The sequence below is a fragment of the Streptomyces kronopolitis genome (assembly GCF_050953795.1).
Lineage (GTDB): Bacteria > Actinomycetota > Actinomycetes > Streptomycetales > Streptomycetaceae > Streptomyces > Streptomyces kronopolitis_A.
In genome coordinates, this window is the sequence record NZ_CP191850.1 from 6114007 (window position 1) to 6135495 (window position 21489).

At 69.8% G+C, this 21489-nt stretch carries 15 protein-coding genes and 1 riboswitch; of the genes, 10 read left to right on the forward strand and 5 right to left on the reverse strand.

Features of this window, described 5'->3' with window-relative positions; genetic code table 11:
• Positions 1-407 precede the first annotated feature (407 nt).
• The 6 genes from ACQP17_RS27075 to ACQP17_RS27100 all read left to right on the forward strand — a co-directional run bounded on the left by ACQP17_RS27075 (position 408) and on the right by ACQP17_RS27100 (position 7270).
• Positions 408-2528: a DNA gyrase/topoisomerase IV subunit B gene (locus ACQP17_RS27075; RefSeq protein ID WP_433858592.1), complete on the forward strand. Its 2121-nt coding sequence runs from the start codon at positions 408-410 to the stop codon at positions 2526-2528.
• 155 nt (positions 2529-2683) lie between these two features.
• On the forward strand, positions 2684-3172 hold the full coding sequence (locus tag ACQP17_RS27080; RefSeq protein ID WP_433858593.1) for a DUF1453 domain-containing protein: 489 nt from the start codon (positions 2684-2686) through the stop codon (positions 3170-3172).
• Between the two features lie 30 nt (positions 3173-3202).
• Positions 3203-4369: a sensor histidine kinase gene (locus ACQP17_RS27085; RefSeq protein WP_433858594.1), complete on the forward strand. Its 1167-nt coding sequence runs from the start codon at positions 3203-3205 to the stop codon at positions 4367-4369.
• Positions 4366-5040, forward strand: coding sequence for a response regulator transcription factor (locus ACQP17_RS27090; RefSeq protein ID WP_433858595.1), 675 nt, complete (start codon positions 4366-4368; stop codon positions 5038-5040). The genes ACQP17_RS27085 and ACQP17_RS27090 overlap by 4 nt, the downstream gene beginning before the upstream one ends.
• 107 nt (positions 5041-5147) lie before the next feature.
• The gene (locus ACQP17_RS27095; RefSeq protein ID WP_433858596.1) at positions 5148-5669 is read left to right on the forward strand and encodes a DUF485 domain-containing protein; all 522 of its coding nucleotides are present in this window, start codon (positions 5148-5150) and stop codon (positions 5667-5669) included.
• Positions 5666-7270 carry a solute symporter family protein gene (locus ACQP17_RS27100; RefSeq protein WP_433858597.1) on the forward strand — a complete coding sequence of 535 codons (1605 nt, stop codon included), beginning with the start codon at positions 5666-5668 and terminating at the stop codon, positions 7268-7270. The genes ACQP17_RS27095 and ACQP17_RS27100 overlap by 4 nt, the downstream gene beginning before the upstream one ends.
• A 161-nt stretch (positions 7271-7431) precedes the next feature.
• Here the strand turns inward: ACQP17_RS27100 and ACQP17_RS27105 are convergent, their stop codons facing one another.
• The 4 genes from ACQP17_RS27105 to ACQP17_RS27120 all read right to left on the reverse strand — a co-directional run bounded on the left by ACQP17_RS27105 (position 7432) and on the right by ACQP17_RS27120 (position 13064).
• Positions 7432-8106, reverse strand: a complete 675-nt coding sequence (locus ACQP17_RS27105; RefSeq protein ID WP_433858598.1) for a DUF7342 family protein — start codon at positions 8104-8106, stop codon at positions 7432-7434.
• Positions 8103-9758 (reverse strand): ATP-binding protein, encoded by a 1656-nt coding sequence (locus ACQP17_RS27110; protein ID WP_433860017.1) that lies wholly within the window; start codon positions 9756-9758, stop codon positions 8103-8105. Before ACQP17_RS27110 ends, ACQP17_RS27105 begins: the two co-directional genes overlap by 4 nt.
• Positions 9759-10594: 836 nt before the next feature.
• On the reverse strand, positions 10595-11593 hold the full coding sequence (locus ACQP17_RS27115) for a sucrase ferredoxin (RefSeq protein WP_433858599.1): 999 nt from the start codon (positions 11591-11593) through the stop codon (positions 10595-10597).
• 220 nt (positions 11594-11813) lie between these two features.
• A complete protein-coding gene (locus ACQP17_RS27120) occupies positions 11814-13064 on the reverse strand; it encodes a citrate/2-methylcitrate synthase (protein ID WP_433858600.1) in 1251 nt (416 codons plus the stop codon).
• A 112-nt stretch (positions 13065-13176) separates the two neighbouring features.
• Here ACQP17_RS27120 and ACQP17_RS27125 point away from each other — a divergent pair, with 112 nt between their 5' ends.
• Together ACQP17_RS27125 and ACQP17_RS27130 are read left to right on the forward strand one after the other, a co-directional pair.
• The gene (locus ACQP17_RS27125) at positions 13177-14346 is read left to right on the forward strand and encodes a citrate synthase/methylcitrate synthase (RefSeq protein WP_433858601.1); all 1170 of its coding nucleotides are present in this window, start codon (positions 13177-13179) and stop codon (positions 14344-14346) included.
• 110 nt (positions 14347-14456) lie between these two features.
• On the forward strand, positions 14457-15557 hold the full coding sequence (locus ACQP17_RS27130) for a CobW family GTP-binding protein (RefSeq protein WP_433858602.1): 1101 nt from the start codon (positions 14457-14459) through the stop codon (positions 15555-15557).
• Positions 15558-15620: 63 nt separating this feature from the next.
• Here the strand turns inward: ACQP17_RS27130 and ACQP17_RS27135 are convergent, their stop codons facing one another.
• Positions 15621-18068, reverse strand: a complete 2448-nt coding sequence (locus ACQP17_RS27135; RefSeq protein ID WP_433858603.1) for a DNA gyrase/topoisomerase IV subunit A — start codon at positions 18066-18068, stop codon at positions 15621-15623.
• Between the two features lie 287 nt (positions 18069-18355).
• On the opposite strand from ACQP17_RS27135, the gene ACQP17_RS27140 reads away from it, so the two are divergent.
• Positions 18356-19696 (forward strand): M16 family metallopeptidase, encoded by a 1341-nt coding sequence (locus ACQP17_RS27140; RefSeq protein ID WP_433860018.1) that lies wholly within the window; start codon positions 18356-18358, stop codon positions 19694-19696.
• A 38-nt stretch (positions 19697-19734) separates the two neighbouring features.
• Positions 19735-21117, forward strand: a complete 1383-nt coding sequence (locus ACQP17_RS27145) for a M16 family metallopeptidase (protein WP_433860019.1) — start codon at positions 19735-19737, stop codon at positions 21115-21117.
• A 213-nt stretch (positions 21118-21330) separates the two neighbouring features.
• Positions 21331-21487: riboswitch (cyclic di-AMP (ydaO/yuaA leader) on the forward strand.
• Positions 21488-21489: the final 2 nt, after the last annotated feature.

Genomic DNA, 21489 nt, shown 5'->3' on the forward strand with positions numbered 1-21489 from the left:
GGTCAACATCCAACCAGGCCGAAAACGTTCCCGCTCGTGCCTTTTCCTCGAAAAATTTCTCCGAGGGGGCCGGGTGCTGCCGGGTGGCGGCGAATGAGCCGTGTTGCGTGGTGGTCTGATTCACGTTGGTTGTTGGTCTCTGTCCTCCCGGCTGGCTTGCCGGTTGTTGATGAGGACGTGCCCGGAGCCTAAATGGTTCATGCCTCGAAGGGAACGTGATGTGCACGTCACTGCGACGTCACCCCAACGAGGGATCGAACGTGTGAGCGAAATTCTACTAGCATGAGCATGCGTACGGGTGGCGTCACATCGGCTCTACCAGGCCTCGGTACCCTCTGACCGGCGACACCGCCACAACCGAGTCCGTGGAATGCGGACTGCCAGAAATTCAGCGAGGAGCGAACCGCGTGACCGCCGAGATGTCCGTGCCGTCCACCGCAGTGCTGACCGGGGCAGACCGGGACGGATCCAACTACACCGCGCGGCATCTGCTCGTCCTCGAGGGGCTCGAAGCCGTCCGCAAGCGCCCGGGCATGTACATCGGCTCGACGGACAGCCGTGGCCTGATGCACTGCCTGTGGGAGATCATCGACAACTCCGTCGACGAGGCGCTGGGCGGCTACTGCGACCACATCGAGGTGATCCTTCACGACGACGGGTCCGTGGAGGTCAGGGACAACGGCCGAGGCATCCCCGTCGATGTCGAGCCGAAGACCGGCCTCAGCGGCGTCGAGGTCGTGATGACCAAGCTGCACGCCGGCGGAAAGTTCGGCGGCGGCTCGTACGCCGCCTCCGGCGGCCTGCACGGCGTCGGCGCCTCCGTCGTCAACGCCCTGTCCGCGAGGCTCGACGTCGAGGTGGACCGCAGCAGCAAGACGCACTCGATCAGCTTCCGCCGCGGCGTACCCGGCATCTTCACCGAATCGGGTCCCGACGCCCCCTTCGACCCGGGCAACGGCCTGCTCAAGGGCAAGCGGATCACCAAGGCGAAGACCGGCACCCGGGTGCGCTACTGGGCCGACCGGCAGATCTTCCTCAAGGACGCCAAGCTCTCCCTTGACACCCTGTACGCCCGCGCCCGGCAGACGGCCTTCCTCGTGCCGGGCCTGACCCTCGTCGTCCGTGACGAGCGGGGCATCGACGGCGCCGGCAAGACGGAAGAGACCTTCCGCTACGACGGCGGCATCAGCGAATTCTGCGAGTACCTCGCGCAGGACAAGGCAGTGTGCGACGTCCTGCGCCTGAGCGGCCAGGGCACCTTCAAGGAGACCGTCCCGGTCCTCGACGACCGCGGCCACATGACCCCGACCGAGGTCACCCGGGAACTCAGCGTCGACATCGCGCTGCGCTGGGGCACCGGCTACGACTCGACGCTCAAGTCGTTCGTCAACATCATCGCGACGCCCAAGGGCGGCACCCACGTCTCCGGGTTCGAGCGGTCGGTCACCAAGACCATCAACGAGGTGCTGCGGTCGAGCAAGCTGCTGCGCGTGGCCGAGGACGACGTCGTCAAGGACGACGCCATGGAGGGCCTCACCGCCGTCGTGACCGTGCGGCTCGCGGAGCCGCAGTTCGAAGGGCAGACCAAGGAGGTGCTCGGCACCTCCGCGGCCTCCCGGATCGTGGCCCAGGTGGTGAGCCGGGAACTCAAGGCGTACCTGACCTCCACGAAGCGGGACGCCAAGCAGCAGGCCCGTGCCGTCCTGGAGAAGATCGTCGCCGCGGCCCGTACGCGCATCGCCGCCCGGCAGCACAAGGAGGCCCAGCGGCGGAAGACCGCGCTGGAGTCGTCCTCACTGCCGGCCAAGCTCGCGGACTGCCGCAGCGACGACGTCGACCGCAGCGAGCTCTTCATCGTCGAGGGTGACTCGGCGCTGGGCACCGCGAAGCTGGCGCGGAACTCCGAGTTCCAGGCACTGCTGCCGATCCGCGGCAAGATCCTCAATGTCCAGAAGTCGTCGGTTTCGGACATGCTCAAGAACGCCGAGTGCGGCGCCATCATCCAGGTCATAGGGGCCGGGTCCGGCCGCACCTTCGACATCGACACCGCCCGTTACGGCAAGGTCATCTTCCTGGCCGACGCGGATGTCGACGGCGCGCACATCCGCTGCCTGCTGCTGACCCTCTTCCAGCGCTACATGCGGCCCATGGTCGAGCAGGGCCGGGTCTTCTCCGCCGTCCCGCCGCTGCACCGGGTCGAGCTGATCAACCCCAAGAAGGGCCAGGACAAGTACATCTACACCTACTCGGACAACGAGCTGCGCCAGACCCTGCTCGAGCTCCAGCGCACGAAGGTCCGCTACAAGGACAGCATCCAGCGCTACAAGGGTCTGGGCGAGATGGACGCCGACCAGCTGGCCGAGACGACCATGGACCCGCGCCACCGCACCCTGCGCCGCATCAACATCAGCGATCTCGAAGCGGCGGAGAAGGCCTTCGACCTCCTGATGGGCAACGAAGTCGCCCCCCGTAAGGAGTTCATCACGAACTCCGCGTCCACTCTGGACCGTTCACGCATCGACACCTGAGTCGTCAGCGTCCGCCGACGGGCGTCTCTCCACCCCGGGGTGGAGAGACGCCCGTCGGCTTTCCACCCGGGACCCACCCTGGCGCCGATCCGCACGGTGACGCCGCTCCATAGCGTCGGAGGCGTCGAAGTTTCCGTCCCATGGAGGGCCAGGTCATGAGCGGCTCGCTCAACATCGTTGTGATCATCGGAGTCATCGCGCTGGTGTTCATCCGGCAGTTCTCGGCGCGGCGGATCTCGTCGGAGGGCAAGGCCTGGTGGCTCGTTCCGGTCGCCCTGATGGTCATGGCACTACGGCAGCCCGGCCTCGTCGACCCGGCGCACCACGTGGCGTCCGGTGTCCTCCTGGGCGCGGAGGTGCTGATCGGGCTGGCCTGCGGCGCCGGCTGGGCCTGGACGACGCGTATCTGGACCGACGACGGCGGCGCGGTGTGGACCAAGGGGAGCTGGGCGGCGGCCGGCGTGTGGGCCTGCGGCATGGCGCTGCGGCTCGGTCTCATGGGGATCGCCGCGGTCCTGGGCGTCCACCAGGGCAGCGCGGCCGCGATGCTCTCCGTCGCGGCGATGCTGCTGACCCGCGCCGGAGTCACCATGTGGCGGGCCCAGGGAATGCAGCCGACGTACCGTATCCCTGTCGCGGGCTGAGATCCCGCGAGCGCCGTGGAAGGGACCGTAGTGCCGCCGAATTCCTGGACGAGCTGGCCGTTGCGGGAATCGCTGGCCCGTGAGGGCGTCACCAGCGCCCGGTTGTGGATCGGCCGGGCGGTGCGCATCGCGGTGGTGGCGGGGCTGGTGTGGACCACCCTGGTGGGGTCGGCCTTCACCGGTTGGCGCCTGGTGGCGTTGTGCGCGGGCATGGCGGCCACACTGCTGACGTTCCGCGGCTTCTTCCGCACGACGCTGGCACAACGCCTGTGGCCGTCCATCGGACTGTTCGTCGTACTGCTGTCCGCGGCCCTGGGCCTCGCCGGCGCGGGGGCGGAGGTGCCCGCCACCGTCCTGTGGTGCTCCTGCGCCGTCGTCGCCATGGAACGGCTGCCACTGGGCGTCGCCGTACCGTGCGCCGTCGGCGCACTGGGCGGGTACGCCGCACTGAACACCGGCAACTGGTGGGCGACCGCCGCGACCGCCGCGGGCCTGGGACTGGCGGGCTACGTCGTACGGCTGGACGCCGAGGCGCGCGGCAACGCCCAGCGGCTGCTTGCCCAGGAACGCGCCGCCCGCAAGGCCGAGGCCGAATCGTCGGCGCTCACCGAACGCGGGCGGATCGCGCGCGAGATCCACGACGTCCTCGCCCACAGCCTCAGTGCCCAACTGGTGCACCTGGAGGCCGCCCGGCTGCTGATCCAGCGCAGCACCGACCTGGAGGCCGACCGGGTACAGCTGCTGGAGCAGGTGACGGCGTGCCGGGGAATGGCCCGAGAAGGGCTGGACGGCACCCGTGAGGCGCTTTCGGCGCTGCGCGGGGAGATGATCCCGGTCGAGGACTTCCTGCGCCGTCTGACCGCCACTGAGAGCGCTCGGCTGGATGTGGCGGGCCGGTCACGCGCCGTGCCGGCCGAGGCGGGCCTCGCGGTCCGCCGTGTCGCCCAGGAGGCCTTCACGAACGTCCGCAAGCACGCACCGGGGGCCCGGGTGAGCGTGCGGCTGGAGTACGCGGCCGACGTGATCGGGCTGGAGGTGCGCGACTCCGGCGGCCGGGGCGCGCCCGGTGAGCTCGCGGGAAGCGGCTCCGGATACGGTCTGCTCGGGATGCGCGAACGCGCCGAACTCCTCGGTGGAACGCTGGAGTCCGGCCCCGACGAGGAGGGTTTCGTGGTGCGGTTGCGGGTGCCCGCATGACGGCGGACGCGACCACGCGGGTCGTGGTCGCCGATGACCAGACGGTGGTGCGCGAGGGGATCGTGATGCTGCTGGGGCTGCTGCCGGGGATCGAGGTCGTCGGATCGGCCGCGGACGGTGAGGAAGCGGTCCGCCTGGTTGCCGGACTCGCCCCCGACGTCGTCCTGATGGATCTGCGGATGCCGCGCTGCGACGGTGTCGAGGCCACCCGTCGTATCCGTGCCGAGCATCCCGGTACCCAGGTGGTGGTGCTCACCACCTATGCGGATGACGAATCGCTCTTTCCGGCACTGCAGGCCGGTGCCCGCGGCTATCTGACCAAGGACGCGGACGGCGACGAGATCGTCCGCGCCATCGCCGACGTGCTCTCGGGGGAGGCCGGGCTGTCGCCCAAGATCCAGCGCCGGCTGCTGGAGCGCTTCACGGAGCCTGTGCGAACGGTGCCGCAGCCGCCCGACGAGCCCCCGGACGGGCTGACCGCCCGCGAGGTGGAGGTGCTGCGGCTGGTCGCCGAGGGCCAGTCCAACCCGGAGATCGCCCGCTCCCTGCACGTCTCCACCGCGACGGTGAAGACCCACATCAACAATCTCTTCGCCAAAGCGGGACTGCGGGACCGCGCCCAGGCCATCCACTACGCGTACCGTCACGGCCTGGCACGGCCGCCCCGATAGCCCGTCACCTGATGGGGTGAAGGGTTCGCAATGAAGAGTCCAGGATCTTCCTTTCTGTCCACTCTTGGGCCACACGGACAACAAACCCGTGCACCAAGGAGAGTTCGGTGGACAAGCAGGACGGCCGTTCGGCCGGTGAGTCAGGGGCCCTACGTCTCGACGACCCCTGGTACGACGCTCTCGCCTCCGGGTGGGGCGAGCTGGATGACGCGACAACACCAGAGGGCGAGTGGGACCGCACGGAGAAACCCGAACCGGTCCCGGTACCCCCGCCCGTACCGGTAGCGGAACCACGGTCCGCACCGCACGACGAGATCTATCTGGCGGTGCAGCGCAGCGCGGCCTTCCAGGAGGTGCGCCGACGCTACCGGCGGTTCGTCCTTCCCGGCACAACGGTCTTCCTGGTCTGGTACCTCGCCTACGTGGTCGCCGCGACCGCCGCGCCGGGCCTCATGGCCCATCGCGTCGTCGGTGCCCTGAACGTCGCGATGCTCGCCGGACTCGGCCAGTTTGCCACCACGTTCCTGCTCACCTGGGCCTACGCGCGCCACGCCCGGCTGCGCAGGGACCGCGCGGCACTCGACATCCGTTGGGAAACCCAGGAACTCACCGGGGGGAACATCCGTTGACCGGCGACCACCAGACCCTCGCACTGGTTTTGTTCAGTGTGTTCATCGCCGTCACCCTGGCGATCACGACCTGGGTGAGCCGCCGCCGGCACGGCTCCGCCGAGGAGTTCTACGCGGGCGGGAGACTCTTCTCTCCCATGGAGAACGGGTTCGCCATCGCGGGTGACTACATGTCCGCCGCGTCCTTCCTCGGCATCTCCGGACTGATCGCCCTCTTCGGCTACGACGGCCTGCTGTACTCGGTCGGCTTCCTCGTCGCCTGGCTTGTCGTCCTCTTCCTGGTCGCCGAACTTGTCCGCAACTGCGGCCGGTTCACCCTCGCCGATGTCGTCGCCGCCCGGATGCGGGAGCGCCCCGTCCGCATCGCGGCCGGCACGGCCTCCGTCACGGTGTCCGTGCTGTACCTCGTCGCGCAGATGGTCGGTGCCGGCAGTCTGGTCGCCCTGCTCCTGGGCGGCGCCAGTCAGCAAGCCCGTACCTGGATGGTGATCGGAGTCGGCGCCCTGATGGTGGTCTACGTCGCCTTCGGCGGCATGCGGGCCACGACCTGGATCCAGATCGTCAAGGCGGTACTGCTCATGGGCGGCGCCATCGCCCTGACCGTCCTGGTACTCATCCGGTTCCACGGCGACTTCAATACGCTGCTGAACACCGCCGCCGAACGCAGCGGACACGGCAGCGAGTTCCTCACTCCCGGCCTCAGGTATGGCGGCGGCTGGACCGCCCGGCTCGACTTCATCAGCCTCGGCATCGCCCTGGTCCTGGGAACCGCCGGACTGCCGCACATCCTCTCCCGCTTCTACACCGTCCCCACGGCACGCTCCGCCCGTCGCTCCGTCGTCTGGTCCATCGGTCTGATCGGTGGCTTCTACCTGATGACCATCGTGCTCGGCTTCGGCGCCGCAGCCGTACTGGGCAGCTCCGCGGTTCATGCGTCCAACGCGGCCGGCAACACCGCGGTCCCGTTGCTCGCCCTCAACCTGGGAGGCGGCGCCGGTTCGACCGGAGGGACGGTTCTCTTCGCCGTGGTGGCCGCGGTCGCGTTCGCCACCATCCTGGCCGTGGTCGCTGGCATCACGCTCGCGTCGTCGGCCTCGGTCGCGCACGACCTGTATGCCTCGCTGCGACGCCCGCGCGGCACCGTGCAGGACGCCCAGCGCGCCGAGGTGGCCGTGGCGCGCATCGCGGCGGTGGCGGTCGGCGCGGTTGCCATCGGCCTCAGCCTTCTCGCCCAGGACCTGAACGTCGCCTTCCTGGTGGGGCTGGCCTTCGCGGTCGCGGCTTCGGCCAACCTGCCGGTCCTGCTGTACACCCTCTTCTGGCGCCGCTTCACCACCCGGGGCGCGGTCTGGTCCGTGTACGGCGGCCTGATCCCGGCGATCACCCTGGTCGTGCTCTCGCCGGTGGTCTCGGGTGGCGCGGAGTCGATCTTCCCCGGAGTGGACTTCGCCGTCTTCCCGCTCGAGAACCCCGGTGTCGTATCGATCCCGCTGGGCTTCCTGATGGGCTGGCTGGGAACGCTGCTCTCCCCGGAGGCTGCTGACGAAGCACGACATGCAGAGACAGAGGTACGGGCGCTCACGGGGGCCGGTGCGGCTTAGGTAGTTGACCGACGAGTCCGGGGGCGGGCAGGCCCTGGGCTCGGAGGGCATGATGCGGGGGTGGGTGGGATCGCGACGGTTGCGCGACGCTCCGGACCTCAGCTCCCGTACGCGTCGTCACCTCCACGCCTGTCGCCCTCCGGGGGTGGCGGTTCGCCGGTCTAGACCCACTCGTAGCGGTGCTCGGGTCGGCCGGTCTCGCCGTACTTGAGGGTCAGGCGCACCCGTCCTGCGCGCTCCAGGAGCTTGAGGTAGCGCTGCGCCGTCTGCCGGCTCAGCCCGGCCTGCATGGCGACGTCTTGCGCGGACAGCGGGGCATCGGCCGAGCGCATGACCGAGCGCACACGGTCCGCGGTGGCGGTGGAGTGTCCCTTCGGCAGCTCAGCGGGTCCCGCGTTGGCGGATGCCAAGGCGCCGAAGATCCGGTCCACTTCGGACTGCTCCGCCTGACCGCCGCCTGCAAAAGTGCGGTGCAATGCGGCATAGCCTTCCAACTTGGAGCGCAGGCCCGCGAAGGTGAACGGCTTGACCAGATACTGCAGTGCGCCGTGCCGCATGGCAGCGTGCACGGTGGCGATGTCGCGCGCGGCCGTCACCATGATCACGTCGGTCAGCACACCTCGGCGTCGCAGGTCGCCGACGAGCTGGAGCCCTGTCCTGTCGGGAAGATAGTGATCCAGGAGGATCAGGTCGACGGGGTGGCTCTCCAGGGCCGCGAGCGCCTCCGCGGCGGTGTGCGCGACACAGCTGACCCGGAACCCGTCAGTCTTGGCGACATACGCCGCGTTGATCTTCGCCACGTGCACGTCATCGTCCACGATCAGTACGTTGATCATTGGCAGCTCCCTGTTGCGCCTTCGGGAAGGCGCGTGCCCGAAGTGGCCGGTCCGGTGCCGTGGGTTTCTGCGACTGCTTCCTGGAGGGGCGTTTCACGCCCCGCTGGAAGCTCATCGGACAGCGCGTCAGGGACCGTCACCGTGAATTCCGCCCCACCACCAGGGCGCTCGCCGACCTCGGCGCTGCCTCCATAGCGCTCGGCGAGACGCCGTACGAGGGCCAGGCCGATTCCGCGCCGCCCATGGGCAGGCGGGTCCTTGGTCGTCCAGCCCTCGGTGAAGATCTCGGCGCGACGTGCTTCGGGCACGCCCGGCCCGTTGTCGCTGACTCGCAGTACGGCGGTCCGGTCGATGGTGCGCACCGCCACTTCCACGAGCGCGTCCTGCCCACCCGACGCAGCGTCCAGGGCGTTGTCCACGAGGTTGCCGAGCACGGTGACGAGGCTGTGCGGATCGATCAGACGGTCGGGCAGGTACGCATCGGGCGAGATGCTGAGGGAGACGCCGCGCTCGGTGGCGACGGTGGCCTTGCCCACAAGGAGGGCGGCCAGCAGCGGATCGTGGATGCGCTCGGTGACCTGCTCGGCGGTCGCGCGATGCACGCCCACCGCCTGGGTCACGAACTCCACGGCCTCTTCGTGCAGTCCGAGTTCGAGCAGGCCGAGGAGCGTGTGCAGGCGGTTGGCGTGCTCGTGATCCTGGGCGCGCAGGGCATCGATGAGACCGCGGGTGCCGTCCAGCTCGCGGCCGAGTCGTTCCAGCTCGGTGCGGTCGCGCAAGGTGACCACGGCACCCCCGTCCTCGGTCGGCATGCGGTTCGCCACCAGAACCCGGTGACGGCTGACGGCCAGCAGGTCAGCTCCTGACACACGGCCGGCCAAAACGTCGGTTGTACGACCGGGAGGCAGGGCCGTGTCCAGGGGACGGCCGATGTCCTCGGTGCGGAGCTCCAGGAGGCGCTGTGCCTCGTCGTTCATGAGGCGAATACGGCCATGCCTGTCGAGCGCGAGGAACCCCTCCCGGATGCCGTGCAGCATGGCTTCCCGCTCGGCGAGCAACGCGGAGATGTCGGAGAACGCCAGGTCGTGCGTGCGGCGCTGGAGGCGGCGGGAAACCAGGTAGGCGGCGAGAGCGCCCACGGCCAGTGCCCCGCCGGCGTAGGCGAGCAGCTGGGGGACGGTGGAGAGGAGCCGTTCCTGGACGCTCTTGTACGCGATGCCGACGGACACCGCTCCGATGATCTTTCCTTGCTCGTCACGGAGCGGGACCTTGCCGCGTGCGGACCGGCCGAGAGTGCCTTCGTCAATCTGCATGACTTCCCGGCCGGAGAGCACGACGCTGGGGTCGGTCGAGACATGGCGTCCGATCTCGGTCGGATCGGTGTGAGACCAGCGGACCCCCCGCTTGTCCATGATCACCACATACTCGGCTCCGGTGGCGGCGCGAATCCGTTCCGCCTCGTTCTGCACGGGGCCGTGCAGTGTCGGCCGGGAGGACTCCAGGGCGTCGTCTAGGCGTGACTCGGCTGCGGTGGTCTGTGCGATGGACAAGGCGCGGCGCATCGCTTGATCGTCGAGTTGCGCGCTGAGCGGGGCGAGGAACAGGCCGGTGGCCAGTGCGGTGACTCCTGCGGCGATGGCCAGCTGCACCATCAGGACCTGGGAGAACACCTTCCGTGGCCAGCCCAGGTGCGGGCGACGAAACCTGGAGGTCGCCGACCCGTAGTCGGGCCGGCCCCGCTGATCGTCGGACGCGTGCGGGGCACCGTGGCGCGCGCTGCTGAGGCGGGAGGGCTTTGCAGCGGTGGGAAGCGGCACGGGACCCGAGGGCTCTGTGGCGCTCGGGCGCGGAACGGAATCCTCCTTTTCGCCCATACGAACGAACAGTAAGCGTGGTGAGGGGCGGGCCGGTAATCCCCCACGGTCACGAATTCGGAGCGTGGCCGCGCCACGACGCAGACGTGATTCCTTTCCGGCCGCGTTCCGATCACGGGCTTGCACGGAAGATGAATTCGGTCCGTGCGTGCGGTTATCCACAGGCCTGTCGGCTGCGGAACGTGCGCACTTAGCCTCGAAAGGTGAGTCGACTGGGCTCTGCGGGCGGCGGTCTGAGGCTGACCGATTGCACGGCGAGGCGCACGCGGAGTGTGCGGAAGGGAGTGGTCATGCGGTGGACGGGGGAGGGCTGCGGGGCCTGGCGAAAGCCGCGGAGGATGGCTGGCGAGATGCTGCGCGGTCGCCGCCGGGCCGGGGGCGAGCCGTCCCGGAATGGCTGGTCAGTGCGTTTCGCCTGCAGTCTCACTCTGTCCTCGCGCGGCCGCCGGCCGACAGAGAATCCTTGCCCCACCACCGAGACAGCACCGTCGAGCCACCGTGCTCACCCACCACGAGATGAGCGTCGAGTAGGCAGAGACGAGGTCCCCGATGTGCGTCGGGTGCGGGAGGACCCCGATGAAGGGCCCGGCGGGTGGGCGGCAGAACCCTCGCGGTCAGCTGCCGACAGCTTGCGCCGTCCTCCCGGGCATGCGGTTCACCGAGTCGATGGAGACAACGGCCATTCGCGCCGGTGGACCGAGCGGCGCACCACAGCTGGCGGGCGCCGCAGCACCATCGGCCCGTTGTTCGACGGTGACCTGCCAGCTGCGGCCGTCGGAGTGCGCCACGGTGACGGCCCACGCGGAGGAGGCTCCCGTGATGGCAGAAGCTCCGGGCGTCGCGCTGTCGGCCGGCCTCGGTTCGGGCCGCACCGTGTCGGTCCGTACGACGTCGAGTGCGTCCGCCCGGTCCTCTCCGAGCAGCTCGCGGATCGCCAGGTCGGCGGCCTGGCCCGGCCGGTCCCACGCCGAGCGGCCACGACTGTGGTCGATCGTGATCCGTCCGTCGCGCGCCGCTTCCACGGCCTCCTTGACGAGGGGGGCCGAGGCGCGCCCGTAGGCGTAACCGAAGGGCAGGACGAACAAAGTGGGGGAGAAGCGATGCCCTCCGATGTGGGTGACCTCCCAGGCCTCGGCTCCGCCCGCAGCGAGCTCGGCGGCCAGCGGGCGCCCGAGCAGGGCGCAGCAACGGTCCCGCTTGCCGTTGGTGCACACGAGGACCAGCGGTTCGCCGATGTACGGTTCCCAGAGGCTGGCGTGCTCGCCCGCTCCCAGAGCCGTGAAGTCCAGACCGAGAGCCGCCCGCGGGTCGCTGACGGTGGTGGTGCGGATCCAGGTGCGTCCGGGGGCGGTGTGCGCGAGGAAAATCCGGTGCCGGGACGTGCCGTTGCAGTCGGCATGGCGCCCGGGTCGGCGGATCAGGGCGACGCGCACGCCCGTCCCCTCGGTCGCGGCCTCCAGGGCCCGGCCGACATCAGGGTCGAGGTGACTGTTCGTCAGCGCTTGGGCTCCCCAGGGCCCCGTCTGCTCGATGAGCAGCCAGGTTCGGGCGGTGGCCGCGGTCGCGGTGAGCGATTCGGCCGATTCACGGGAAGCGGTGGCACAGGTACTCACATAGGTGAGCCTAACCTCATTCGCTGTGCGCCCGACGCCGGGTGGTCCCCCAGCGGGTGACGGCGATGGCCTGCGTTGCCTTCCGTGGGAGGTTTTGCGGACGGCTCAGCAGTGCCTCGGCCGGTCGCGCCGGGCAGAGCCCGTGTCTCGGCGTCGGCTCGTTAATGCTTGTTCGGTCATGCTTGTGAGGAGAGGCGCCCGCCCCCTGTGAACTCATCGCTCACGGCAATGGCTGCGGTGGACGGGGGCCGTGGTACTGGCCGCTGGGCCGCAGTCGGAGGGGCTGCTCGGAGTATTCCTCCAGGGCGTGGGCGATCCAGCCGGCCGTACGGGCAATAGCGAAGATCGCTTCTCCGGCCTCGGCCGGCATGCCTGTGGAAGTGGTCAGTACGGCCAGCGCCAGGTCGACATTTGCGTGCAACTCCGTGTGCCGGGCTGTGGTGGTGATCACTTCACGGGCGGCCTGCAGAGCGAGGTGGGCTCGCGGTACATCCTCCAAAAGCCGGAACAGAGTGCGAGCCCGCGGGTCCTCAACGGGATAGAGGGGATGGCCGAGTCCTGGCACCTGTTGGCCGGCCCGTAGGTGATCGGCCACGACCGCGGCCGCGCTGCCCCGGTCCAGCACCTCCGCCAGCATCCGGTGGGCAAGTCCACTCGCTGCGCCGTGCAGCACGCCGTCCAAGGCCCCGAAGCCGGCCGAAACGATCGCATACGGATGGGCGCGGGCAGAGGCGGCGACCCGGACCGCGAGCGTCGAGGCGGCGAGATCGTGGTCGATGAGCAGGACCATCGCGGCGTCCAGCACGCGGAGTGCCTCGGGAGTGGCCGGTTCCGAGGTCAGTCGTGACCAGAGGCGTGCGGCGAGGGTGCCGTCGGCCGGTGCCGTCGGGGCGTGCGTCGGCAAGGCGTCGACGAGGGTGGGGATGAGGCTGCGGGCGATGTCGACGACGGTGTCCTCGGACAGGTCGAAGCGGAGGGGGTCCGCGGCCGCGGCGGCGATCACGCCGACCCGTAGCCGGTCCATCGGTCCGCTGTGTGCGGGCAGCGCCCCCACGGCGCGTTGGGTGGCGGACAGGGTGTCGCGTGGCGCCGTGAAGCGGATGCCGGGGTGCAGTTCGCGGGTCCACAGCCACTCGGCGACTTCTTCGTAGCTGTATCGGGCGGCGAGTTGTGAGGTGTCGACGCCGCGGAAGTAACAGTGATCACGGTCGATCAAGGTGATGCCGGTGCGGATCGCCAATTCGCTGCCGGGTGCTGAGGGTTCGCGGCGACCGACGCGACGGGCCAGTGCCTCGACCTCTCTCCCGTCGAAAGTGCTGCCGCGGCTGCCCGGCTCCCGGCGGCTGGTCAGTTGGCCGCGGCTGACATAGGCGTACACCGTTTCCGGCTTCACGCCGAGCCGTTCGGCTGTTTGCCGGGTGCTCAGTCGCTGTCCGCCCCGGCCCGGCGCCGCTTCTTGCTGGTCTGCCATGGGATCACCGTATCGGGATCGTCCACATTGATGGAATCAATATTGACAAGTGTTGAGTCAAGGATGGACAGTCGAATCAATTATTCGGGTGAGGGAGAGCAGGAGATCAGCCATGCCGATCGCCGAGGTGAACGCGCCGGTTGACGCACCCCGCGGACTTGCGGGCGTCATTGTCACCGAGACCCAATTGGGCGACGTCCGGGGCGCGGAGGGCTTCTATCACTACCGTCAGTACTCCGCCGTAGAGCTGGCCGCAGCCCGCAGCTTCGAGGACGTGTGGTACCTGATGTTCCACGGCGAGTTGCCCGACGCGGCGCAGCTGGCCGCCTTCCGGGCCGAGACGGCCGCACTGCGCGCCGTACCTGCGCCCGTACGCGAGGCACTGCCTGCCCTCGCCCGGGCCGGTACGCGCTCCGGACCGCTCGCCGGGTTGCGCACCGCGTTGTCGCTGCTCGGCGCGACGGCCGGCTTCCGGCCGCTGTACGACATCGACGCCGACCGCCGCCGCACCGACGCCCTCGCGGTATGCGCCGCAGTGCCGACGCTGATGACCGCGCTGCACAGGCTGGGGCGGGGCCTCCAGCCCGTCGAGCCGCGTTCGGATCTCGGTCACGCGGCCAACTACCTGTACATGCTCACCGGCGAAGAGCCGGACCAGGAGCGAGTCCGGGCGATAGAGGCGTATCTGATCTCCACCATCGACCACGGATTCAACGCCTCGACCTTCACCGCACGCGTCATCGCCTCCACCGGCGCCGACCTCGCGGCCTGCCTCGTGGGCGCCGTCGGCGCGCTCTCCGGCCCGTTGCACGGCGGTGCTCCCAGCCGTGCACTGGACATGCTCGACGAGATCGGTATCCCCGACCGCATCGACTCCTGGGTCCGTGACAGCATCCAGCGCGGCGACCGGATCATGGGGTTCGGGCACTCCGTCTACCGCACCGAGGACCCGCGCTCGAGGATGCTGAGAGGGGTCGCCGAACGGTTCGGCGGGCCGCTGGTGGACTTCGCCGTCCAGGTGGAGGCGCGGGTCGAAGCGCTGCTGGCCGAACTCAAGCCCGGCCGTGAGCTGCACACGAACGTGGAGCTTTACGCGGGCGTCGTCATGGAGCTGTGCGGGTTGCCGCGGGAGATGCTCACGCCCACGTTCTGCGCAGCCCGCGTGGTCGGCTGGAGTGCCAACATCCTGGAGCAGGCCGAGGACTCGAAGATCATCCGTCCGGCCGCCCGTTACGTGGGCCCGCCCCCGCCGCAGCCGCTGCCCGCCGTCGCGTCCCGCTAGTGAGTGGTGCGGGGGTCGAGCCGGGCCCCCGCAGCCGGCCGTCCGTTACGATCGACAGCTCGTCCGCCGCCGGTCCGCGCGGCCCGCCACCCGCACCATGGAGGCGCCCCTTGGTCACGCAACAGATCCCGGTCGTCGTACTCGCGGGCTTCCTCGGATCGGGCAAGACCACCCTCCTCAACCATCTGCTCGGCAACGGCGACGGCACCCGTATCGGCGCGATCGTCAACGACTTCGGCAGCATCGAGATCGACGCCATGACCGTCGCCGGACAGGTGGACTCGATGGTCTCGCTCGGCAACGGCTGCCTGTGCTGCGCCGTCGACACCAGTGAACTGGACACCTACCTGGAACGGCTCGCCCGCCCCGCCGCCCGCATCGATGTAATTGTCATCGAGGCCAGCGGCCTGGCCGAGCCGCAGGAACTCATCCGGATGATCCTCGCCAGCGAGAACGACCGGATCGTCTACGGCGGGCTGATCGAGGTCGTCGACGCCGCCGAATTCGACGACACCAGGGTCCGTCACCCCGAACTGGACCGGCATGTGGGCATCGCCGACATCGTGGTGCTCAACAAGGCCGACCGCATCGCCGACGCGGCACGACAGGAACTCATCTCCACCCTCGCGGACCTCGCCCCCGGCCGGCCGGTGATCTGCACGGCGTACGGCCGGGTCGACCCCGAGCTGTTCTTCGACCGCGCAATGGGGGAGGGCGACGACCCGGCCGTACGGCAGCTGTCCTTCGAGGACCTGCTGCGCGAGGCCGCGGCGGGCGAGGATGCCGCTCACCACTGCGGCGGCGACTGCGCTCACCCCGGCCATGCCCATGAGGGCGGTCATCTCCACGCCGCCTACCAGAGCGTGGAGTTCACCTCGGCCGAGCCGATGCACCCGCGCCGGCTCATGGACTTCCTCGACAGCCGCCCGTCCGGTCTCTACCGCATCAAGGGGTTCGTCCACTTCGACGTGCCGGAGAACCGCCAGAGGTTCACGCTGCACGCCGTAGGCGACTTCCTGCGCTTCTACCCCGAGCCGTGGCCGAAGGGCGAGGAGGGGTGCACCCAGCTCGTCATGATCGGCAGCGGCATCGACGCACCGGCGCTGCGCAAGGAGCTGGAGAACTGCCGGGACAGCACCCCGTCGGAGGCCGGCGCCCACAGCATGTGGGGCGTGCTGCGGTACGTGGCCTCGCGCGAGGAGGAGTGGTGACGCCGCCGGGCCGATGAGTAACCGGCCCGACCGCGTCCACTCGTCCCTCGTGTCCGCTGCCGCCTACACCGGCCCGGCCAGCGCCGCCACCGGCTTCGTCAGCGGCACCCCCGAGCCGTCCCGCCGCGGGTCCACCTCGGGCAGCTCGACGGGCGACCCCTTGGCGTCCGCGGCCCGCACCGGTGTCGGCCCCACCCACGCCAGGGTCAGACAGTCCTCGCCCTTCAGGAACCGCTGACAGCGCACCCCGCCGGTCGCCCGCCCCTTGCGCGGATACTGGTCGAACGGGGTGAGCTTGGCCGTCGCCACCGAATCGTCCAGCGTGCCGTGCGAGCCGGCGACCGTGAACACCATGGCATCGGCGGCCGGATCGACCGCGGAGAACGAGAGCACCTTCGCGCCCTCGCCCAGCTTGATGCCCGTCATACCGCCCGCGGGCCGGCCCTGCGGCCGTACCTGCGCGGCCGGATAGCGCAGCAGTTGTGCCTCGTTGGTGAGGAAGACCAGGTCCTCCTCACCGGTGCGCAGCTCGGCCGCGCCCACGATGCGGTCGCCCTCCTTGAGGGTGATGACTTCCAACTCCTCCTTGTGGGAGGGGTAGTCGGGCACCACCCGCTTGACCACGCCCTGTTCCGTGCCGAGCGCCAGGCCCGGTGAGGCCTCGTCCAGCGTGGTCAGGCAGATCAGCTGCTCGCCGTCCTCCAGCGACAGGAACTCCGAGAGCTGTGCACCGCCGGAGAGACTGGGCGCGGACGCCGTCTCCGGGAGCTGTGGCAGATCGATCACCGAGAGCCGCAGCAGCCGGCCCAGGGACGTCACCGCGCCCACCTCGCCACGGGTCGTCGCCGGCACCACCGAGACGATCACGTCGTGCTTGACGCGCCGGGCGTCGGAGTCGAAGGGCACCTCACCGGTGACCGTACGGGCGAGCAGGCCCGTCGAGGACAGCAGCACCCGGCACGGGTCGTCGGAGACCTCCAGGGGCACCGCGCCGACCGTGGTGCCCGAGGACTCCAGCAGGACCGTGCGGCGGTCCGTGCCGTACTTCTTCGCCACCGCAGCCAGCTCGCCGGACACGAGCTTGCGCAGCTCCGCGTCCGAGTCCAGGATCTGCGTCAGCTTCTCGATCTCGTCCTTCAGACGGTCCCGCTCCGATTCCAGCTCGATCCGGTCGAACTTGGTCAGCCGGCGCAGCGGGGTGTCGAGGATGTACTGCGTCTGGATGTCACTCAGCGAGAAGCGCTCGATCAGCCGCTCCTTGGCCTGCGCGCTGTTCTCGCTGGAGCGGATCAGGCGGATCACCTCGTCGATGTCCACCAGGGCCGTCAGCAGGCCCTCGACCAGGTGAAGACGGTCGCGCCGCTTGCCGCGCCGGAACTCGCTGCGCCGGCGCACCACGGTGAAGCGGTGGTCGACATAGACCTCCAGCAGCTCCTTGAGGCCCAGCGTCAGCGGCTGGCCGTCCACCAGCGCGACGTTGTTGATGCCGAAGGACTCCTCCATCGGCGTGAGCTTGTAGAGCTGCTCCAGGACGGCCTCGGGGTTGAAGCCGTTCTTGACCTCGATCACCAGCCGCAGGCCGTGCTCGCGGTCGGTCAGGTCCTTGACGTCGGCGATGCCCTGGAGCTTCTTCGAGCCGACCAGGTCCTTGATCTTGGAGATGACCTTCTCGGGGCCGACCGTGAACGGGAGTTCGGTGACGACCAGGCCCTTACGGCGGGCGGTGACGCTCTCGACCGTGACCGTGGCGCGGATCTTGAAGGTGCCGCGGCCCTTCTCGTACGCGTCCCGTACGCCGTCGAGCCCCACGATACGGCCGCCCGTCGGCAGGTCGGGACCCGGCACGAACCGCATCAGGGTGTCGAGATCGGCGTTCGGATGCTTGATCAGATGGCGGGCCGCGGCGATGACCTCGCCCAGGTTGTGCGGCGGCATGTTCGTCGCCATGCCGACGGCGATGCCGGACGTGCCGTTGACCAGGAGGTTGGGGTACGCGGCCGGGAGGGCGACCGGCTCCCGCTCCTGGCCGTCGTAGTTCGGCGCGAAGTCGACGGTGTCCTCGTCGATGGACTCCGTCATCAGGGACGTCGCGGAGGCCATCTTGCACTCGGTGTACCGCATCGCGGCGGGCGGGTCGTCATTGCCCAGCGAGCCGAAGTTGCCGTGGCCGTCCACCAGCGGCAGCCGCATCGAGAACGGCTGCGCCATGCGCACCAGGGCGTCGTAGATGGACGCGTCACCGTGCGGATGGAGCTTACCCATCACCTCGCCCACGACGCGGGCGCACTTGACGTAGCCGCGCTCGGGCCGCAGGCCCATCTCGTTCATCTGGTACAGGATCCGGCGGTGCACGGGCTTGAGACCGTCGCGGGCGTCCGGCAGGGCGCGCGAGTAGATGACCGAATACGCGTACTCGAGGAAGGAACCCTGCATCTCGTCGACGACGTCGATGTCGAGGATCCTCTCCTCGAAGTCGTCCGGCGGCGGGGTCTTCGTGCTGCGGCGGGCCATCGCGGCTGCGGCTCCTTCTGCTGCGTCTACTGCCGATAACGGAAAGCGTCGGTCAACCCGTCGGGTCAACCGGGCGGGGGCTCAGCCCGCGCATATCTCAGAGTCTGACGCCGACCATTGTGGACCGCCCCACCGACAACGCCGACCGCGACTCCCCCTTCGGCCCCCGGAGAAGCCGCACGGGGCGCACGTGCAGGCCGGTTGCCCGGGAACTTCGCCAGATGCCGACGCGCTTGCATACAGTGACAGAACTTCCTCGCAAGCGGATCGAAGGGACGTACATGCCCATGGGTCACACGGCCACAGAACAAGCCGGTTCCGGCGGCCTGACAGCGACCGAGCACCGGCTGGCCAACGGCCTGCGCGTGGTGCTCTCCGAAGACCACCTGACACCGGTCGCAGCGGTCTGCCTGTGGTACGACGTCGGCTCCCGCCACGAGGTCAAGGGCCGTACGGGCCTCGCTCACCTCTTCGAGCACCTGATGTTCCAGGGCTCCGCGCAGGTGTCGGGCAACGGCCACTTCGAGCTGGTGCAGGGCGCCGGCGGCTCGCTCAACGGCACCACGAGCTTCGAGCGCACCAACTACTTCGAGACCATGCCCGCCCATGAGCTGGAGCTCGCGCTCTGGCTGGAGGCGGACCGGATGGGCTCGCTGCTGACCGCGCTCGACGACGAGTGCCTGGAGAACCAGCGCGACGTCGTCAAGAACGAACGCCGCCAGCGCTACGACAACGTCCCCTACGGCACGGCCTTCGAGAAGCTGACGGCCATGGCGTACCCGGAGGGGCACCCGTACCACCACACGCCCATCGGGTCGATGGCCGATCTCGACGCGGCCTCGCTGGAGGACGCCCGGGCGTTCTTCCGTACGTATTACGCACCCAACAACGCCGTGCTGTCCGTGGTCGGCGACATCGACCCCGAGCAGACCCTGGCCTGGGTGGAGAAGTACTTCGGTTCGATCCCCTCGCACGACGGCAAGCAGCCGCCGCGCGACGGCTCGCTGCCCGACGTCATGGGCGGCCAGCTGCGCGAGGTCGTCGAGGAGGACGTGCCCTCCCGTGCCCTGATGGCGGCCTACCGGCTGCCGCACGACGGCACCCGTGAGGCGGACGCCGCGGATCTCGCGCTGACCGTACTGGGCGGCGGCGAATCCTCCCGTCTGTACAACCGGCTGGTGCGCCGTGACCGCAGTGCGGTGGCCGCCGGCTTCGGTCTGCTGCGGCTGGCCGGCGCGCCCTCGCTGGGCTGGCTGGACGTGAAGACGTCCGGCGGGGTGGAGGTCCCCGGCATCGAGCGCGCGGTCGACGAGGAGCTGGCCCGCTTCGCCGCCGAGGGCCCGACCCCGGAGGAGATGGAACGCGCCCAGGCCCAGCTGGAGCGGGAGTGGCTGGACCGGCTCGCCACGGTCAGCGGCCGCGCCGACGAACTGTGCCGCTTCGCCGTCCTGTTCGGCGACCCGCAGCTGGCGCTGAACGCCGTGCAACGCGTACTGGACATCACCCCCGAGGAGGTGCAGGCGGTCGCCAAGGCCCGGCTGCGCCCCGACAACCGCGCGGTGCTGGTCTACGAGCCGACCGAGTCGAACGACGCCGCCGACACCGAGGAAGGGCAGGCGGACCAGTGAGCGACGCCACCACCCACGCCGACACCCCTGTGAGCACGATGGACTTCCACCCGCAGCCCCGGGGCGGCGCGCCCAAGCCGTGGGCCTTCCCGGCGCCGGACCGCGGCCAACTGCCCAACGGCCTCACCCTCCTGACCAGCCACCGCCCCGGCCAGCAGGTCGTCGCCGTGGAGATCAACCTCGTCGCGCCCCTGGACGCCGAGCCCGAGGGCCTGGACGGCGTCGCCACGATCATGGCGCGGGCGCTGTCCGAGGGCACCGACAAGCACGACGCGGAGGAGTTCGCCGCCGAGCTGGAGCGCTGCGGCGCCACCCTGGACGCGCACGCCGACCACCCCGGTGTGCGGGTCTCTCTCGAAGTGCCGGCCTCCCGGCTGCACCGCGCGCTCGGCCTGCTCGCCGACGCCCTGCGCGCTCCTGCCTTCCCGGAGAGCGAGGTCGAGCGGCTGGTCCGCAACCGCCTCGACGAGATCCCGCACGAGCTCGCCAACCCGGCCCGGCGCGCCGCGATGGCGCTGTCCAGGGAGCTGTTCCCGGCCACGGCCCGGATGTCGCGTCCGCGCCAGGGCACCGAGGAGACCGTCGCCCGCATCGACGCGGCGGCCGTCCGCGGCTTCTACGACGCCCATGTGCGGCCCGCCACGGCCACCGCGGTCATCGTCGGTGACTTCACCGGCGTCGACCTGGACGCGGCGCTGGCCGACACCCTCGGCGCCTGGACCGGCTCGACGTCCGAGCCGCTGAAGGCCGCGCCGATCACGGCCGACGACACCGGCCGCGTGGTGATCGTCGACCGCCCCGGTGCCGTCCAGACGCAGCTGCTCATCGGCCGGGTCGGCTCCGACCGTCACGACCGGGTGTGGCCCGCGCAGGTCCTCGGCACGTACTGCCTGGGCGGGACCCTCACCTCCCGTCTGGACCGGGTGCTGCGCGAGGAGAAGGGCTACACCTACGGGGTGCGCGCGTTCGGCCAGGTCCTGCGCTCCACCGCCCCCACGTCCCCCGAGGGGGCCACGGGCGCGGCGCTGCTCGCCATCAGCGGCTCGGTGGACACCGCCTCCACCGGCCCGGCGCTCGATGACCTGTGGAAGGTGCTGCGCACGCTCGCGGCAGAGGGGCTGACCGACGACGAGCGGGATGTCGCCGTGCAGAACCTCGTCGGGGTCGCGCCGCTGAAGTACGAGACCGCGGCGGCCGTCGCGGGCACGCTCGCCGACCAGGTCGAGCAGCAGCTCCCGGACGACTTCCAGGCGCAGTTGTATGCCCGCCTCGCGGAGACCGGCACGGTCGAGGCGACCGCGGCGGCGGTCAGCGCGTTCCCCGTGGACCGGCTGGTGACGGTCCTCGTGGGTGACGCCGCGCAGATCGCCGAGCCGGTCAGGGAGCTGGGCATCGGCGAGGTGACCGTCGTCGGCGGCTGACCCCGTCCGTATGACGAAAGGTCATATATCGACAAAGCGGCTCCCGTGGTGCTCGTTCGCCACGGGAGCCGCTGTATGTCCGTTTTCGTACGGCTGGTTGTCCAGGTTCTTGTGGCATCCCGCACAAAAAACGGCATCTGTTTGCCCAACGAAAGTGGCCCCGTTTAGCGTCGTTGCGGCTGTTCGTCACAAGTCCGCCACAACAGTGGCACCGGACAGTCATCGCCGAATCCCCGTACGGTGCGAGCCAGGGGAGCCGGGGACCCACACGTCCCCTGGGGTGAATCGGACTCCTCTCGCGAGGAGCCCGTAGGAGACCTTCCTGCTCCGAACCCGTCAGCTAACCCGGTAGGCGAGAAGGAGGGAAAGGAC

Bases quoted from the DNA above. Each gene is read 5' to 3' on its own strand.
- ACQP17_RS27080 (WP_433858593.1), top strand. From the start codon at position 2,684: ATGAGCGGCTCGCTCAACATCGTTGTGATCATCGGAGTCATCGCGCTG.
- ACQP17_RS27090 (WP_433858595.1), top strand. From the start codon at position 4,366: ATGACGGCGGACGCGACCACGCGGGTCGTGGTCGCCGATGACCAGACG.
- ACQP17_RS27105 (WP_433858598.1), bottom strand. From the start codon at position 8,106: ATGATCAACGTACTGATCGTGGACGATGACGTGCACGTGGCGAAGATC.
- ACQP17_RS27110 (WP_433860017.1), bottom strand. From the start codon at position 9,758: ATGGTGCAGCTGGCCATCGCCGCAGGAGTCACCGCACTGGCCACCGGC.
- ACQP17_RS27120 (WP_433858600.1), bottom strand. From the start codon at position 13,064: ATGGCAGACCAGCAAGAAGCGGCGCCGGGCCGGGGCGGACAGCGACTG.
- ACQP17_RS27125 (WP_433858601.1), top strand. From the start codon at position 13,177: ATGCCGATCGCCGAGGTGAACGCGCCGGTTGACGCACCCCGCGGACTT.
- ACQP17_RS27135 (WP_433858603.1), bottom strand. From the start codon at position 18,068: ATGGCCCGCCGCAGCACGAAGACCCCGCCGCCGGACGACTTCGAGGAG.
- ACQP17_RS27140 (WP_433860018.1), top strand. From the start codon at position 18,356: ATGGGTCACACGGCCACAGAACAAGCCGGTTCCGGCGGCCTGACAGCG.
- ACQP17_RS27145 (WP_433860019.1), top strand. From the start codon at position 19,735: ATGGACTTCCACCCGCAGCCCCGGGGCGGCGCGCCCAAGCCGTGGGCC.